General features: G+C 55.4%; 13 protein-coding genes and 1 pseudogene. 12 read left to right on the top strand and 2 right to left on the bottom strand.

Annotated features, from left to right (window positions below; translation table 11 throughout):
• Positions 1 to 43 precede the first annotated feature (43 nt).
• The 10 genes and pseudogenes from gluQRS (at position 44) to P8S54_RS08715 (ending at position 11,819) form a co-directional block, all read left to right on the top strand.
• On the top strand, positions 44 to 943 hold the full coding sequence (gene gluQRS / locus P8S54_RS08670; RefSeq protein WP_281441401.1) for a tRNA glutamyl-Q(34) synthetase GluQRS: 900 nt from the start codon (positions 44 to 46) through the stop codon (positions 941 to 943).
• 1 nt (position 944) lies between these two features.
• The gene (locus P8S54_RS08675) at positions 945 to 1,121 is read left to right on the top strand and encodes a hypothetical protein (RefSeq protein WP_009101435.1); all 177 of its coding nucleotides are present in this window, start codon (positions 945 to 947) and stop codon (positions 1,119 to 1,121) included.
• Positions 1,111 to 4,056 (top strand): ATP-binding protein, encoded by a 2,946-nt coding sequence (locus P8S54_RS08680; RefSeq protein WP_281441402.1) that lies wholly within the window; start codon positions 1,111 to 1,113, stop codon positions 4,054 to 4,056. The genes P8S54_RS08675 and P8S54_RS08680 overlap by 11 nt, the downstream gene beginning before the upstream one ends.
• Positions 4,034 to 5,414: pseudogene (locus P8S54_RS08685) on the top strand (sigma-54 dependent transcriptional regulator). The gene P8S54_RS08680 and the pseudogene P8S54_RS08685 overlap by 23 nt, the downstream one beginning before the upstream one ends.
• Positions 5,415 to 6,270: 856 nt before the next feature.
• Positions 6,271 to 7,656 (top strand): polynucleotide adenylyltransferase PcnB, encoded by a 1,386-nt coding sequence (gene pcnB, locus P8S54_RS08690; RefSeq protein WP_035540871.1) that lies wholly within the window; start codon positions 6,271 to 6,273, stop codon positions 7,654 to 7,656.
• A gap of 8 nt (positions 7,657 to 7,664) precedes the next feature.
• The gene (folK, locus tag P8S54_RS08695; RefSeq protein WP_281441403.1) at positions 7,665 to 8,198 is read left to right on the top strand and encodes a 2-amino-4-hydroxy-6-hydroxymethyldihydropteridine diphosphokinase; all 534 of its coding nucleotides are present in this window, start codon (positions 7,665 to 7,667) and stop codon (positions 8,196 to 8,198) included.
• Positions 8,199 to 8,334: 136 nt separating this feature from the next.
• Positions 8,335 to 9,126 (top strand): 3-methyl-2-oxobutanoate hydroxymethyltransferase, encoded by a 792-nt coding sequence (gene panB / locus P8S54_RS08700; protein WP_009101428.1) that lies wholly within the window; start codon positions 8,335 to 8,337, stop codon positions 9,124 to 9,126.
• A 45-nt stretch (positions 9,127 to 9,171) separates the two neighbouring features.
• A complete protein-coding gene (gene panC, locus P8S54_RS08705) occupies positions 9,172 to 10,041 on the top strand; it encodes a pantoate--beta-alanine ligase (RefSeq protein WP_281441404.1) in 870 nt (289 codons plus the stop codon).
• Positions 10,042 to 10,067: 26 nt separating this feature from the next.
• Positions 10,068 to 10,448, top strand: a complete 381-nt coding sequence (gene panD, locus P8S54_RS08710; protein ID WP_009101425.1) for an aspartate 1-decarboxylase — start codon at positions 10,068 to 10,070, stop codon at positions 10,446 to 10,448.
• 192 nt (positions 10,449 to 10,640) lie between these two features.
• The gene (locus tag P8S54_RS08715) at positions 10,641 to 11,819 is read left to right on the top strand and encodes an acetyl-CoA C-acetyltransferase (RefSeq protein ID WP_281441405.1); all 1,179 of its coding nucleotides are present in this window, start codon (positions 10,641 to 10,643) and stop codon (positions 11,817 to 11,819) included.
• Between the two features lie 114 nt (positions 11,820 to 11,933).
• Here P8S54_RS08715 and P8S54_RS08720 read toward each other — a convergent pair whose 3' ends face one another.
• The gene (locus tag P8S54_RS08720; RefSeq protein WP_281441406.1) at positions 11,934 to 13,103 is read right to left on the bottom strand and encodes an MFS transporter; all 1,170 of its coding nucleotides are present in this window, start codon (positions 13,101 to 13,103) and stop codon (positions 11,934 to 11,936) included.
• 279 nt (positions 13,104 to 13,382) lie between these two features.
• Positions 13,383 to 13,664 carry a hypothetical protein gene (locus P8S54_RS08725; protein WP_009101418.1) on the bottom strand — a complete coding sequence of 94 codons (282 nt, stop codon included), beginning with the start codon at positions 13,662 to 13,664 and terminating at the stop codon, positions 13,383 to 13,385.
• 349 nt (positions 13,665 to 14,013) lie between these two features.
• Here P8S54_RS08725 and P8S54_RS08730 point away from each other — a divergent pair, with 349 nt between their 5' ends.
• Positions 14,014 to 14,955: an exopolyphosphatase gene (locus tag P8S54_RS08730; protein ID WP_281441407.1), complete on the top strand. Its 942-nt coding sequence runs from the start codon at positions 14,014 to 14,016 to the stop codon at positions 14,953 to 14,955.
• A gap of 145 nt (positions 14,956 to 15,100) precedes the next feature.
• Positions 15,101 to 16,306, top strand: coding sequence for a CoA transferase (locus P8S54_RS08735; RefSeq protein ID WP_281441408.1), 1,206 nt, complete (start codon positions 15,101 to 15,103; stop codon positions 16,304 to 16,306).
• Positions 16,307 to 16,437 lie beyond the last annotated feature (131 nt).

Raw genomic sequence — 16,437 nt, forward strand, 5'->3', positions numbered from 1 at the left:
CCCGTTTTTGTTGGTCATTTAATTGAAATTGCTATTGGCACCCATGATACAGACCGCTTGCTACCGGGGGCGCTTTGCTCCCACGCCATCAGGGCCTCTCCACTTTGGCTCGTTAGTCGCAGCCTTAGGCAGCTTTCTAGATGCCCGAGCAGCGGGGGGAACGTGGCTGGTACGCATTGAGGACATTGACCCACCGCGCTGTCCAGCGGGCACCGACAGCACTATTCTGCGCCAGCTTGAAGCCTTTGGCCTGCACTGGGACGAAGAGGTAACGTGGCAACATAGCCGCCAGGCTGCCTATCAGCACGCATTAGACTGCTTGATGTCGCAAGGCTTGGCCTACCCCTGCAGCTGCTCACGAAAGCAGTGGCAAGCGTTCGCGATTTATCCTGGCTGGTGCCGCAACGGGCAGCGCGAGACCAACAAGCCCGTCGCCTGGCGGCTACGCAGCGACTTAGCCAAACGCCCCATTACGTGGCACGACCGCTTATTTGGCCACCAGCTGTTCGATCCCGCCACACAGGGCGACGTGGTCTTAAAGCGTAAAGACAACCTCTGGGCCTACCAGCTTGCCGTCGTGGTGGACGATGCCGAGCAGGCGATTAGCGATGTCGTCAGGGGCTACGATCTGCTGGACAACACCCCTTGGCAAGGCCAACTACAAAAAGCACTTGGCTTACCGACACCGCGCTATCTCCACCTACCACTGATCGTGACGGATGAAGGCCAAAAGCTCTCTAAGCAGAATATGGCCCCCGCGCTGGCAGAGCGTGCTGATGATATTCGTCGCCAGCTATTTCAAGCGCTTCAAGCGCTTGACCAAACACCGCCCGCCGAGTTGGCCCAGGAAGCCCCTGAAACACAGTTAAACTGGGCAATAGCACACTGGTCGATTGAGCAGTTAAGGCCTTTCCACCACCGTGCATTACCCTCGGAGCACTGACATGTACGTTTATCGCATCATGCTGTTTCTTGTATTTGGGGGCTACCTGCTCTCGCCACTGCTCATGGACGGCTGGGGCGACCCCAGTATCGCCTGGTACCGACCGTTTGCTATCTGGGGCGGCCTGATTGCGCTAACGCTGTGGCTAGAGCAAAAGAGGAAGTTAGATGAGCGTTGAGTTACTCGGTGTACTGCTTCTAGGCCTTGGCTACCTCGCGCTCCTGTTTGGCTGTGGCATGGCCGTAGAGCGCGGCTGGGTGCCAGTACGCGTTACCCGTCACCCAGTGGTGTATACCCTGGCGCTAGGCGTCTATGCCAGCGCATGGGCCATTTACGGCAGCATTGAGTTCGCCTCCAAAGCAGGGTTTGGCTATTTAGCCTACTATCTGGGCGCTGCGGGCGCTTTTTTGCTTGCGCCTGTGCTGCTCGTGCCTATTCAACGCATCACCCGCACTTACCAGCTCTCGTCGCTGGCCGATCTGTTTGCTTTTCGCTTTCGCTCGCGCTGGGTCGGCACTGTGGTCACCCTGCTTAGCCTCTTGGCGGTAATGCCGCTGCTGGGCATTCAGGTACAAACCCTTAGCGATACAATACACCTGCTAACCGGTAGCCGTTTTAGCGCGGCAGTGGCCCTCTTATTCTGCGCCGTGATTGCGGGCTGCGCCGTGCTGTTCGGCGCACGGCATAGCCACCGACACCGCCACGATACACTGCTTAGCGTGATTGCCTTTGAATCCATCATTAAGCTTTTAGCCATGCTTGGGCTAGGCGCTATTGCGCTATGGTGGGTGTTTGATGGCCCACAAGATTTACAACAGTGGCTAGAAGGCCCGGGGGCAGCGGCTCAGGCCGCGACCCCACAGCTAGAAGCGCCGCAATGGCGCACGTTGCTACTGCTGTTTTTTGCCGCCGCCTTTATGATGCCGCACCTCTTTCAAATCACCTTTGCCGAAAGTCTTTCCCGCCATACGCTGCTGCAGGCCAGTTGGTCGCTACCGCTATTTTTACTGCTGATGGCACTGCCGGTACCGCTCATTTGGTGGGCAGCGCAGTCCACCAATGAGTCAGTCCCTATGGCCGCTTATGCAGCCTATGTCATGACAGAGCACTGGTGGGTCGGGGCGCTGGCGTTTATTGGCGGCTTAGCGGCCGCCAGCGGCACCATGATGATGATTGCGCTGGCGCTTTCCGGCATGCTGCTAAATCACGTGGTACTCGTCGCACGCCCCCCCGAAGCACAAAACGATCTATACGGCTGGCTACTTTGGCTTAGACGCGGATTAGTGGTGGCCGTTATTTTCGGGGGCTGGCTATTTGCCGAAAGTGTTGGACGCTACCACTCACTCACTAACCTTGGATTAACCGCTTTTGTGGGCATGGCCCAATGCCTACCTGGGATGCTCGCGCTGCTTTACTGGCCAGGCGCTAATCGTAAAGGCATGGTGGCAGGATTGATTGGCGGTATCTCAGTCTGGCTAGCGGGCGTTTGGCTGCCACTGCTTTTTGATATCTCGGTGACAACGCTTTTTTTCATGCATTCACTGCCGACCGATTCGCCACACTGGTATAACGTCACACTAACGTCCCTTGCCGTTAATATTTTGCTACTCATCCTAGTATCACTGTTTACCCGTACCTCAGAGGGCGAGCGTTCAGCGGCTGAAGCCTGTTCAGTAGATGCTGTCATCCGCTCCAAGCGCTTGCCGCTAGAAGCTGCGACGGCCGGTGATTTTACCGCGCATCTTGCTCAAGCAGTGGGGGATGAAGCTGCTGAGCGTGAAGTTGAGCGTGCCCTAAAGGCGCTTAATTTTACCCCTCAGGAGCGGCGCCCCTACGCACTGCGCCGCCTTCGCGACCGGATTCAGGCCAACCTCTCCGGCCTAATGGGGCCATCCGTAGCCAGGGATATCGTTGATCGCTACCTTCCCTATCGCCACAACGACGCGCCGCTTACCGATGACATCCACTTTGTTGAAAGCCGACTTGAAGCCTACCGCTCACGCTTAACCGGACTTGCCCGCGAGCTTGACGGGCTGCGCCGCCACCACCGCCAAACCCTGGCCAAGCTACCCGTCGGGCTATGCGTATTGGGGGATGACGATGAGCTACTGATGTGGAACCAAGCACTCTCTAAACTCTCGGGCATTAGCGGTGATAGCGTGATTGGCTCCCACCGAGATAGCCTGCCAGCTCCCTGGCCTACTCTGCTCGGCAGCGTGCTTAGCGCCACCCATACCCCCCTGTACAAGCAAGCGGTAGCATTGCACGGTAGAGACTACTTTCTAACCTTGCATCAAGCGGTGCTTAGCGGCCACGACAGCCGGGGCGGCAGCGTTATTCTGGTGGAAGACCACACTGAGATGAAGTGGCTCGAAGATGAGTTGGTGCACGCGGCCCGGCTAGCCTCTATCGGCCAGCTTGCCGCAGGGGTTGCCCATGAAATCGGCAATCCCATTACCGGCATTTCATCGCTGGCACAAAACCTGCGCTACGATACCGAGGATCCCGCATTACTGGAAACCGCGGATCAAATTCAACAGCTTACCCAGCGGGTTACTAAAATCGTCAACTCACTGGTAGGCTTTGCTCACGGCGGGCGTCAAACCGTGCCACTGCCTGCTTCGCCCGTGACACTTAAGACTATTAGCGAAGACGCCTTGCACTTGATCCACTTAGGCCGCTCAGGAGAGGATGTCATCTTCACTAACCACTGCCCTGGCAATATCGTGGTACGCGGCGATGACCAGCGCTTAACTCAGGTAATGGTTAATTTACTAAGTAACGCCAGGGATGCCTGCCAGCCGCAAGGCAATATCCGCATTGAAGCGGGTACAGACGCCAACCATGCCTGGTGGCTCGTAAGCGACGATGGTCACGGCATTGCACCCAGCGTTAAAGATCGCCTTTTCGAGCCGTTTACGACCACTAAACCTGCGGGTGAAGGCACTGGGCTTGGACTATCGTTGGCGTATCAAATTATTAACGAACATCAAGGCAAAATAGACGTGGCCTCGCCACCTCCCGGCCAGCCTTGCGGCACCGCCATTACCCTCTGGCTACCGCTCTACCAACAGGATGATCTTTCACCCCATGCCCCGGATACTGATTGTTGAAGATGAAGCGATTATTCGCAGCGCCCTAAAACGCTTACTCGACCGCCATGGCTATACCGTGAGCGAGGCCGCCAGCGCTGAAGAAGCAATTGCTCTGCCGCTTAACGAATTTGACCTCATCATCAGCGATCTGCGCCTTCCAGGGGAGCCGGGCACTACGCTGATCACGGCGGCAGCGCCTGCGCCGGTGCTTATTATGACCAGCTACGCCAGCATGCGCTCTGCCGTAGATGCCCTAAAACAGGGGGCCGTGGACTACGTAGCAAAGCCGTTTGATCACACCGAGCTGTTAGAAACCGTTGAACGTATCCTGCACAAGCAGTCGATGCAGCAAGGCACCCCGCCGGATATTACTGACGAAGGGGGTGGGCGCCAGACCATGATTGGCAACTGCGCCGCCATGCAGCAGGTGTACACCCGCATCCGCAAAACCGCACCGGCAGATGTTACCGTGCTGATCCAAGGGGAGTCTGGTACCGGCAAAGAGCTAGTGGCCCGCGCCATTCACCAGCAAAGCAAACGCGCAAAAGCATCCCTAATCTGCGTTAACTGCGCGGCAATTCCTGAAACGCTAATTGAGTCGGAACTGTTCGGCCACGAAAAAGGCGCCTTTACCGGCGCCAGCGCTGCCCGCACTGGGCTAGTGGAAGCCGCCGACGGCGGTACGCTTTTCCTTGATGAAATTGGAGAGCTACCGTTGGATGCCCAGGCACGCCTGTTACGCGTACTGCAAGAAGGTGAAATTCGTAAAATCGGCTCTGTCGAAACCCGCCATGTGGATGTCCGCCTGATCGCCGCTACCCACCGGGATTTACGCGCGCTCTCAAAAAGCGGCGAGTTTCGTCTTGACCTTTACTACCGCCTGAACGTGATGCAGATCGAACTGCCGCCCCTACGTGAGCGCGAAGAAGACGTCCTAAAAATCGCCGATATCCTGCTAGACAAAGCCTGTAAGCGCCACGAGCGCCAAGGGCTAAGGCTATCGCGGGCAGCGCGCCAAGATTTACAGGACTACCCGTGGCCCGGAAACGTACGGGAGCTGGAGAACGCACTAGAACGCGGAGTCATTCTGGCTGAAGGGCACCTGATTCACCCAGATGATCTTGGCCTAGGGCCAGTGACTAACCGCCCCCACCCCCACCGTCCATCCGGCGCCCCTTGGCAACGATGTCCAAACGCCTGCCGAAGAGGACGATCTCTCTCTAGAAGATTACTTTCAGCACTTTGTGCTAGAGCACCAGGATCAAATGAGTGAAACAGAACTGGCACAAAAGCTTGGCATTAGCCGAAAAAATCTCTGGGAGCGCCGCCAGCGGTTGGGCATTCCACGCAAGAAAACCGCCCGCCGACCTAGTTAGGCAGTGCTCACAGCGGCATCAATGCCTACGCCTACGACCAATGTCTAATACACTGATTTTAATAAGAAACATCCAAAAATCGTTACCTCACGACTGTTACCTTCCCACACAACCACCGTTAAAAAACCCCGCAAGCGGGGTAACACTTTCTGTTGCTATTAGTTCCCTGGCATCACGCTAAAACGCCAAGTTTATGAAATGTATGATATATCCAATGAGTGGCACGGCGAGTGCACTATTACTGGGTAAGAAAAACAAACTGGGCAGCGCGGTAAGTCGCTAACAAAAACAACATGACACCGCCCCGACCTGAGCCAAAACAAAAACAACAGGGCCAGGTAGAGATAACAGCACTAACAAAAACAACAGGCTTGAGTCTCACAACTTGCTTGCGCTAAGCAAAAGATAGATAGAACAAGCGCAGCGAATAACAATAACAACGCCAGCAAGTGCCCAAATGGACGCGACGTACAACGAGTTACCTGCAACCAAACAAAAATAACAGCAGGTCGTGTGTACACCCCGGAGCCAACAACAATAAGCCGGGTAGACAAAGTTCGCGGTTGGATTATTGTTTTGAATACGAGGCGGTCGGAATCAGACTGGTTCTTACGCCTACCGACTGCGGTGCGTATTCAGGGCGATGTGCCATCATGAAGAAAAACAGCAGCATGGACGCTGATTGTCTGCTTTATAGGGGAGGCTTGCTTAGCTTCCCCTTTCTGCGTTTATAGGCCTTAGCATCGACCAAACCCACCATAGACGCTTTGCAAGCCTTAAGGGGTCGGCTACACTCAGCAACTTACTGCTAATTGTACAGCCACTTTTTCTATACCCTGCGAGTCGATATCGCCGCATGTTCAAAGGATTTACCCGTTTCTTACATAGCCCGGGAGAGCAATTGAAATCCCTGCTCGATTCCCCAGAGAGCGCCGTTGAGCCTCTCAGCCCCCGCATTATCCCGCGCTCCGAGCACCCTGTTTCTCGTCAGCAGATCAGCGATGCCGCTTTAAAAGTTCTACATCGCCTTAACAGCGCCGGATTCGATGCTTTCTTGGTAGGTGGCTGCATTCGCGATGCACTGCTAGGCAAAATGCCTAAAGATTTTGACGTCGCGACGAACGCTACGCCAGAACAAGTGCGCGATCTGTTCCGTAACTCACGCATGATTGGTCGACGCTTTCGCATTGTGCACGTGCGGTTTGGCCGTGAGGTGATTGAGGTCACCACCTTCCGTGGCAAGCCCCAGGACGAGCACGGCGACCATATCGCCCAGCAGTCCGATGCGGGCCTACTGCTGCGTGATAACGTGTGGGGCAATATTGAAGAGGACGCCCTACGCCGCGACTTCACCGTCAATGCGCTGTACTACAACATTGCCGACTTCACTATTCATGATTTCGCCAATGGCGCCCAGGATATTAAATCACGCACCCTGCGCCTGATTGGCGACCCGGCAACACGCTACCGGGAAGACCCCGTGCGCATGCTAAGAGCCGTGCGTTTCGCTGCCAAGCTAGATTTCACCATCGACCCGGCGACCGAAGAGCCGATGTTTGACCTAGCGCCACTGCTGCTACAGATTCCGCCTGCCCGTCTGTTTGATGAGGTGCTGAAACTGTTTATGTCGGGGCATGGCTTAGTCACCTTCCGCCTACTCAGCCATTACAACCTGTTTGGCATGCTCTTCCCTGAAGCGGAAGAAGCCATGGCGGACGCGGCCTGGGCCGAAGAACTCATTGAACAAGCACTTACCAATACCGATAAGCGCATTGCGGAAGACCGTCCAGTTACGCCGGCCTTCCTGCTAGCCGCATTTTTATGGGCACCGGTGGCACATCGCCAGGCAGAGCTTGAGCGCGAAGGCATGCCTGCCATCCCTGCGCTGCAAACTGCCTCCCAAGAAGTGGTCTCTCGTCAGCTTCAACACATCTCAATTCCCAAGCGCTTTGGGATGCCGATGCGTGAGATTTGGGAACTACAGGCACGCCTGCCCATGCGCCGTGGCAAACGCGCTTTTCAGACCCGCGAGCACCCGCGCTTCCGTGCCGCCTATGATTTGCTATTACTGCGTGAACAGGCGGGCGAAATACCGCGTGGCCTGGGCGACTGGTGGACCGCGTTCCAGCATGGTGATGAACACGAACAGCGCCGGCTGCTGCAAAAAGTTGGCAGCGACCCGGCAAGCCAAGGTGACCGCCGCCGTAAAAAACGCCGCAAGCCACGCAAAACCGACCCGTGAGCATCCCGATGGCGCTTGCTTATATCGGATTAGGCAGCAACCTGGAAAACCCGGTCGCGCAGGTACGCCAAGCCCTTGACGAACTCGGTGGCCTGCCTCTCAGCTCGCTAGTGGCCCAGTCATCGCTCTATGCAACGCCCCCCTTAGGGCCGCAAGACCAGCCTGATTTTATTAATGCCGTAGCGGTTATCAAAACAGCGCTTTCCCCCCTGGCGATGCTAGACCAGCTTCAAGCGTTAGAGCAGCGCCATCGCCGCCAGCGCTTACGTCACTGGGGACCCCGCACGCTGGATTTAGACCTACTACTCTACGGACAGCAGACGATTGAGCGCCCACGACTGCGGGTACCCCATCCGCATATGCACGAACGTGCCTTTGTTCTAGTACCTTTAGCCGAAGTATCCGCCGCTGCTGCCGAACAACCGCTAATGCTGCACCAGCAGACGCTGGATCAATGGCTTACCCAATTAGATCACTCTGCTATAAAACGCATATCTAACGCTGAAGCCCCCAAAAGTGTCACCGTCACTGCTACCAGCTGACACAAATCTCGACACCACGCCCCCATTCAGGTAACAATTGCCGGTTACGCCACTTCACGCATGCAAGGATGCAGCGTTAATAACGGTCGGCTTCCTTAGTGATGTATCGGCCCCACGTAGAAAACGAGAGCACGCCATGAAAACCGTCACCCTGAGCACTCTGCAGGCGTACAAACGCGCCGGCGAAACGTTCAGCTGCCTGACCGCTTACGATGCCTCCTTTGCCCATGCTGCCAGCGATGCAGGCATTGATGTCTTACTAGTGGGCGACTCCCTAGGCATGGTCTTGCAAGGGCACAGCAGCACCCTCCCCGTCACCATCGACGATATCTGCTACCACACCCGCTGTGCGGCGCGTGGCAAAGGGCACAGCCTGCTCATGGTTGATTTGCCGTTTATGAGCAATGCCACTACTGAACGCCTGCTGGAAGATGCGGCTGCCTTGATGCGCGCGGGCGCCGAGCTGGTCAAAGTAGAAGGCGAGGCATGGATGGCTGAAGGCATCCGCGAGCTCACTCGTCGCGGCGTGCCGGTTTGCGCGCACCTCGGCTTAACGCCGCAAACGGTCTATCAAATGGGCGGGTATAAAGTGCAGGGCCGCGAAGCCGCCCAGGCTGAGCAAATTATCAACGATGCCAAAGTGCTGGTTGAAGCAGGTGCCTCGGTAATTCTGCTTGAGTGCGTCCCGGCAAGCTTAGGCAAAGCCGTTACTGAGGCCCTGGACGTACCGGTCATTGGCATTGGTGCAGGCCCCGATACCGATGGACAGATCCTGGTAATGCACGATGTCCTTGGCGTTACCCACGGTCGCACACCACGCTTTGTGAAAAACTTTATGGTCGACGCAGATAGCATTCAGAACGCTTTTCAGGACTACCATGAAGCGGTCAAAACTCGCGCCTTCCCAGCACCGGAACACTGTTTTTAAGCGGTGTTTTCACTTTTGTAGCCTGTGAACGACGAAACTTCTCTTATGCGTACTTTACGAGACATCAACGAACTACGTAGCGCTCTAGGCGAGCACCGCTTAGACGGCCAGCGCATTGCACTGGTGCCCACCATGGGCAACCTGCATGAAGGCCACCTGGCGCTCGTCGCGCGGGCCCGCCAACATGCTGATATCGTGGTGGCCAGCCTGTTTGTGAACCCCATGCAGTTTGGTCCCGGTGAAGACCTTGATGCATACCCACGCACGTTTGAGGCAGATCACGCAAAGCTGAGCGATGCAGGCTGCGATATTTTGTTCGCCCCAACGGTTAGCGCGCTCTACCCAAACGGCCTGACTGCCCAAACCAAAGTACACGTACCCGTCGTAGGCGAAGGCCTGTGCGGTGGCTCACGACCTGGGCATTTCGACGGCGTATCTACCGTCGTCAGCATGCTGTTTAACCTCGTACAGCCAGACGTTGCCTGCTTTGGCGAGAAGGATTACCAGCAGCTCGCGGTGATTCGTAAGCTGGTGAGCGATCTACATGTGCCCATTGAGATTATCGGCGTGCCTATTGTGCGTGCCGAGGACGGCTTGGCGCTCTCTTCGCGGAATGGATACCTAAACGAGCAAGAGCGCACCACGGCTCCGATGCTCTATCGCACTCTCTGTACACTTAGGGACGCGCTGGAACGCGGCGAATCCATCGAACAGGTACTACAACAGGGCAAAACGACCCTGTATGATGCCGGCTTTACGCCCGATTACCTTGAGCTGCGCGATACCACCCTTGGCCCAGTAACCGCCACCACGCGCCAAGCGGTAATGCTAGCTGCCGCGAAGCTAGGCCCTGCCCGGCTTATCGACAACCTCAGCGTGCAGCTGCCAAGCACGACTACTGACGCTAGCCGCTAGGCTAGCTTCGCTATTTAGGAGTTACCATGCATACCATTATGCTCAAAGCCAAGCTGCATATGGCTCGCGTTACTCACGCGGTACTCAACTACGAAGGCTCCTGCGCTATCGATGGCGACCTTCTCGATATGGCGGGGATTCGCGAAAACGAACAGATTCAAATTTATAACGTAGAAAACGGTGAGCGCTTCACTACCTACGCTATTCGCGGTGAAGAGGGCTCCCGGCTAATTTCCATTAACGGCGCGGCTGCGCACTTAGCGGCCCCAGGGCATCGTATTATTATTTGCAGCTATGCTCACTACTCCGATGCTGAGCTGGACAACCACCAGCCCGCACTGGTGTATCTGCAAGAAGGCAATCACGTTAGCCATACCAGCAACGCGATTCCAGTGCAGTTAGCCTAAGCCGAATAACTGAGCAAGCGTACTTAAAAATGGGCCGTAGATCGGCCCGTTTTTATTTGCTCACAATTGCGTATTGCCGCAATGCACACCCTTCCCCTATGCTGAAGAGACGGCTGAGAGATACGGCTAGCAGAGTACGCCTATCAGGCAATTGGTTTCAGAGTGTCTGTTATTTACTCCAGGAGTCATTTTATGCAAGAAGTAGTCATTGTTGCGGCACGCCGCACCGCCGTAGGCGCTTTCGGCGGTTCCCTCGCAGGTATTCCAGCGAGTGACCTAGGCGCCTTGGTGATCAAAGATATTCTCGCCTCAACCGGCGTTGCCCCTGACCAAGTCGATGAAGTATTACTCGGCCAGGTGCTTACCGCAGGCGTGGGCCAAAACCCTGCGCGTCAGGCGGTGATCAAAGCAGGTCTTCCCGAATCTGTCCCCGCCATGACGATTAACAAAGTCTGCGGCTCTGGCTTGAAAGCGCTTCACCTAGCCACCCAGGCGATTCGTTGCGGCGATGCCGAGCTCATTTTGGCTGGCGGCCAGGAGAATATGTCCGCATCGCCCCACGTGTTGCCTAATTCCCGTAACGGCCAGCGAATGGGTGATTGGAAAGCGATCGACACCATGGTTCACGACGGCCTGTGGGACGCTTTCAATAACTACCACATGGGCATTACCGCCGAAAACTTAGCCGAAAAGTACGGTATTACCCGCGAAGCGATGGATGAATTTGCCGCTGCGTCTCAGCAGAAAGCAGCTGCCGCCATCAAAGAGGGCAAGTTCAAAGGGCAAATCGTGCCGGTGGAAATTCCACAGCGCAAAGGCGATCCGGTGGTGTTTGATACCGACGAAAACCCACGCGAAGTATCGGCTGAAAAGCTTGGCGGCATGCGCCCAGCGTTTAAAAAAGACGGTACCGTGACCGCGGGTAACGCTTCATCACTCAATGATGGCGCAGCCGTCGTCATGCTTTGCTCCGCAGAAAAAGCCAAAGAACTTGGCCTTGAGCCACTAGCGCGCATTGCTGCCTACGCGAACGCTGGCGTTGACCCTGCGATTATGGGCATTGGCCCCGCACCGGCCACCCGCCGCTGCTTGGAAAAAGCGGGCTGGAGCCTGGACGACCTGGATCTAGTTGAAGCCAACGAAGCCTTTGCCGCCCAAGCACTGTCGGTAAACAAAGAGCTTGGCTGGGATACGTCCAAGGTCAACGTCAACGGCGGCGCGATTGCCCTGGGCCACCCGATCGGCGCCTCCGGTTGCCGTGTGCTGGTTACGCTGCTGCATGAGATGATCGCGCGTGACGCCAAAAAAGGCCTCGCAACATTGTGTATTGGCGGCGGGCAAGGCGTTGCGCTGGCGATTGAACGCCCTTAACGCCTAGGCATCACCTACCGGCTTAAAGCCTCTTCGCAATTATGAAAAAGCCCTCGTCATTTCAAACGACCAGGGCTTTTTTAATGTTTATTCGTGTAAAACAGCGCGGCCATTTCAGCGAGCTTTTACGCCTACCACCGTGCTGGGTGTCCTCAGCACCAGTAATGCGCCGACTAAGAACAAGCCAGACGCTATCCACATGGCGATGGGTAAGCTAGTGCTATCCATCACTTGCCCACCCAACATGGCCCCCAGGCCAATCGACATATTAAACGTAAACGCCATTAGCGCAGTGGCCGCCTCGGTGTTTGGCGCTGTGCGTATAATCCACGTCTGAATACTGACCGAGACGCTGCCAAATACCGCTCCCCACACCATCAATAGCATCACACCGCTGCTCGGCTGCCCGCCTAACAGTGGAAAAGCGGCTACGACAATGAGCAACAAGCTAGGAATAACCAGCACGGCGCGATAAGGGTGACGCCCAGCAAACATACCCGCCGCTATATTACCCATGATGCCCGCTGCTCCATAAAGCAGCAGTAGGCTGCCCACATGGCGTTGAGAAATCCCACTGATTTCTTGCAGAATCGGGCTGATAAACGTGTAAGCCGCGAAGTGCCCAACCACCACAAAGCCCGTGGTTAAGACCGCCACGCGCACGCCGCGATTGCTAAACTGCTGAGCAAGCACCCGCAGGCGCACCGGCTCGCGCGGTGGTAGTGGCGGCAGCCAGCACCATAGCGCAATAGCCGTTAATAAACTAAAGCCCCCTAACGCTCCAAAGGCCACACGCCAGTTGCTGTAGTCCCCCAGCAGCGTGCCTAATGGCACGCCGAGCACCGATGCCGCCGCAACGCCACCAAAAATCATTGTCATCGCTTTAGGCACCTGAGCTTCAGGCACTAAGCGTGGTGCGATACCGCCTGCAACGGCCCAAAAGCCACCAATGCTTAGTCCCACCAGCACACGGGCGGCCAACAGCTGACCAAAACTGCTCGCAAACGCCGAGAGTAAACTCCCCACCACCATGACAACCATGAGTACCGTGAGCATGATGCGTCGATCTAAGCGCCCCACAGCGACGGGTAGTAAAGGCGCTGAAAACGCAGCAACCACGCCAGGCACCGTCACCATCAACCCCGCCATGCCCGGCGTAACCCCCATTGAAGAAGAGACTTGAGAAAGCAAACCAATCGGCAGTTGTTCTGCAGTCACCAATAGAAAAATACCGGTCATCACGGCGACCACCGCCCACCAGCGCGGCGCTTGTTCCTGCTCCATGGCTCTCTTCTCTTTTTCTGTACGACCTATAAAACACTGCGCTAACCGCAGCTAGTAAATAAGGAGGAGGACTATACCCGTAATATGGGTTAATTAGCGATATCTGCTATCGCTATGCCTGGATGGAAAATGGGATGAGCTTTAAAACCTGCTATCGATGATATTTACAGCACACAGAGGGTAGGTAACGCGCGCACCAAAAATGCCCCGCAGCTGGCGGGGCATTTTTTATCTCATCCATGAGACGTTGAAGCGATTAATCCTTTAGCAGGTTAGAGATTACCAAGCGGTATCATCTTCTTCCTCAGTTTCCCACTGATCCTGCTCATCGTCCTCTTCATACGTAAATTCTTGCTCTTCCTCTTCAAACTCAGTAGTGGCGTCGTGCTCATGCTCAGTGTCATAAGAGTTGAAAGAGCCTTGATCGTCCTGCATGGTCTCTTCTTGCGGAGTCGGCTCGTACTCGTCATTGCCTTCCATTCCAGCGAAAGCTAATGGGCTGGCCATCAGGCCGAAAGATACACCTAGGATGCCGAGTTTCTTTAAAGAATCCTTCTTCATCATCATGCCTCCTCATATGGCTTCTTGGTAAAAGCGTCATGCCTTCCTGACATTTCGCTCTTACCAAACTCATTGCACAGGCCATACCAAAAAATGCCAATAAAAAATATAAATTATAAAAATCAATTGTTTAAAAACAAAAACACTGTGCCAACTCTGCGCCTGGTTAATGTTTAAGGCGCTTTTAATTGTTTACTAATGACACATGAGCCCTAGGTGCCCATGCCAAGATGCTCCGCTGTACGTTGGCTAAACCGTTGGAGCAAGCGACGATAAGCCTGGATGGTTTGTTTTAACCCTTAGTGACTACTGGTATCTTTTGATGACCTTCATCGTCATGAGAAAAATAATGCCTACGCAACAAGCCTCCACGTTTCGTTTAGTTACCCGCAGCGATTTTGATGGGTTGGTATGCGGTGCACTGCTCAAGCACCTACGCCTTATTGATGAAATCACCTTCGTGCATCCAAAAGATATGCAGGATGGCAAGATTGATATCGATGCCAACGACATCACAACCAACCTTCCCTATGTACCCGGCTGCCACTTGGCCTTCGACCACCATTTAAGCGAGACCGTGCGTAATGTGGAGCGGGCAGACAACCACATCATTAACGCCGATGCGCCATCCGCTGCTCGTGTGGTCTGGGAGTATTACGGCGGCCATGACGCCTTCCCCGCCCGCTGGGACGATATGATGGAGGCCGTTGATAAAGGCGACTCAGCTCAGTTTAACAAAGAGGAAATTTTAAACCCTCAGAGCTGGGTACTGCTTAATTTCATCATGGATGCGCGCACGGGCCTGGGTCGCTTCCGCGACTTCCGCATTTCCAACTATCAATTGATGATGAAGCTGATTGACTACTGCCGTGAACATACCATCGACGAGATTCTCGCCCTTGATGATGTTCAAGAACGCACAGCGCTCTACCGTGAGCACGAACAATTAGCGAAAGAACAGATTCAGCGCTGCGCCACCGTACATGGCAGTTTAGTGGTGCTAGACCTGCGTAACGAAGAGACGATTTACGCCACCAATCGCTTTGTGATTTATGCCCTATACCCCGAGTGCAATGTCTCTATTCATGTTATGTGGGGGCTTAAGCAGCAGAACACCGTGCTGGCGATTGGTAAATCGATACTCAACCGCTCAAGCCACACGAATATTGGTGAGCTATGCCTTAGCTACGGCGGCGGCGGGCACTTAAATGCGGGAACCTGCCAAATAGATAACGAACAAGCTGAAAGTGCACTCACTGGCATTATTGAGCGCATTAATGCTGATGGATAATCTCCACCCCTAATATGCTTCGCCCCTGGCTCAGATTGTATGATGGGGCGAAGCAAACCTATTTCTCTCTTCTCAACACCCCATCGTTTTGGCAGCCACGCCACCCGTTTCAGCATAATCATTAGTCGCACAGAGAGAGGCCTTCATGAATGTTTCCGAAGCGCGCCAGCTTCCGCTACAGGGCTTAAAAGTGCTTGAGCTCGGCCAACTGATTGCCGGGCCTTTCGCCACCAAACTGCTGGGTGAATTCGGTGCCGATGTGATTAAGATTGAGCCGCCCGGTACCGGCGACCCACTTCGCAAGTGGCGAATAATTGAAGACGGCACCTCGCTGTGGTGGCACGTCCAGACCCGCAACAAGCGCTCGGTGGCCCTGGATTTACGCAGTGAAGAGGGCCAACGTCTGGTACGCCAGCTTGCCACCGAGGCCGATGTGGTAGTTGAAAATTTCCGCCCCGGCACGCTTGAGAACTGGGGACTGGGTTATGAAGCGCTCTCAAAACTCAACCCCCGGCTGATCATGGCGCATATATCCGGCTACGGGCAGACAGGACCGTACCGCGACAAGCCCGGCTTTGGTGTCATTGGCGAAGCCATGGGAGGGCTGCGTTACCTCACAGGCCAACCGGGGGAGCCTTCGGTACGCGTGGGCGTAAGCATTGGTGATTCCCTTTCTGCCCTCTACGCGGTCATCGGCACCCTGCTAGCGCTCCAGGAGCGCAACCGCAGTGGCTTAGGCCAAGAGATCGATGTGGCGCTATATGAATCGGTGTTTGCGATGATGGAGAGCCTGCTGCCGGAGTTCGATGCCAGCGGCCAGGTTCGCGAACCCAGCGGCAGCGCCCTGCCCGGCATTACCCCTTCCAACGCTTACCGCTGTCAGGGCGGCGATTACGTGCTGATTGCCGGTAACGGCGATAGCATCTTCAAACGCTTGATGAGTGTCATTGGACGGGATGATCTCGGCTGCGACCCAGCACTGGCTCATAACGATGGGCGCAGCCAGCACGCCGAGATGATTGATGCCGCTATTCAGGCCTGGACTGAAGAGCGCCCTCGGGAGGCCATCTTAGAGGCGCTGGACGGTGCCCGTGTGCCAGTGGGCTATCCGTATACCGCCGAAGATATTGCCGTTGACCCCCATTACCTAGCGCGGGAGATGATTCAAACCTTTACCCGCCCCAACGGCAAACCGCTAAAAGTACCCGGCGTGCTGCCAAAGCTTAGCGCTACCCCTGGGCGAATTGGCGACGGCGGCCCAACGCTTGGTCAGCATACCGACGACGTGCTGGATGAACTGGGCATTGATCACGAAACCCGCGCCAAACTGCGCCACGCAGGCATCATCTAAGAAGCGTGCTTAACGTGAACCCGCCAAGCCCATGCCCCACCAAAATCGAGATCTAAGACGTTGCCCCGCAACGTCTTAGAAATTGAGACAGGCTTTATCTCAACCTCTACAGGAGGATAAAGCCCACTGAT

Source organism: Halomonas sp. M1 (assembly GCF_029581375.1).
Lineage (GTDB): Bacteria > Pseudomonadota > Gammaproteobacteria > Pseudomonadales > Halomonadaceae > Vreelandella.

Bases quoted from the DNA above. Each gene is read 5' to 3' on its own strand.
- gluQRS (WP_281441401.1), top strand. From the start codon at position 44: ATGATACAGACCGCTTGCTACCGGGGGCGCTTTGCTCCCACGCCATCA.
- P8S54_RS08735 (WP_281441408.1), top strand. From the start codon at position 15,101: ATGAATGTTTCCGAAGCGCGCCAGCTTCCGCTACAGGGCTTAAAAGTG.
- P8S54_RS08675 (WP_009101435.1), top strand. From the start codon at position 945: ATGTACGTTTATCGCATCATGCTGTTTCTTGTATTTGGGGGCTACCTG.
- panC (WP_281441404.1), top strand. From the start codon at position 9,172: ATGCGTACTTTACGAGACATCAACGAACTACGTAGCGCTCTAGGCGAG.
- panB (WP_009101428.1), top strand. From the start codon at position 8,335: ATGAAAACCGTCACCCTGAGCACTCTGCAGGCGTACAAACGCGCCGGC.
- panD (WP_009101425.1), top strand. From the start codon at position 10,068: ATGCATACCATTATGCTCAAAGCCAAGCTGCATATGGCTCGCGTTACT.
- P8S54_RS08730 (WP_281441407.1), top strand. From the start codon at position 14,014: ATGCCTACGCAACAAGCCTCCACGTTTCGTTTAGTTACCCGCAGCGAT.
- P8S54_RS08725 (WP_009101418.1), bottom strand. From the start codon at position 13,664: ATGAAGAAGGATTCTTTAAAGAAACTCGGCATCCTAGGTGTATCTTTC.
- folK (WP_281441403.1), top strand. From the start codon at position 7,665: ATGGCGCTTGCTTATATCGGATTAGGCAGCAACCTGGAAAACCCGGTC.
- pcnB (WP_035540871.1), top strand. From the start codon at position 6,271: ATGTTCAAAGGATTTACCCGTTTCTTACATAGCCCGGGAGAGCAATTG.
- P8S54_RS08720 (WP_281441406.1), bottom strand. From the start codon at position 13,103: ATGGAGCAGGAACAAGCGCCGCGCTGGTGGGCGGTGGTCGCCGTGATG.
- P8S54_RS08680 (WP_281441402.1), top strand. From the start codon at position 1,111: ATGAGCGTTGAGTTACTCGGTGTACTGCTTCTAGGCCTTGGCTACCTC.
- P8S54_RS08715 (WP_281441405.1), top strand. From the start codon at position 10,641: ATGCAAGAAGTAGTCATTGTTGCGGCACGCCGCACCGCCGTAGGCGCT.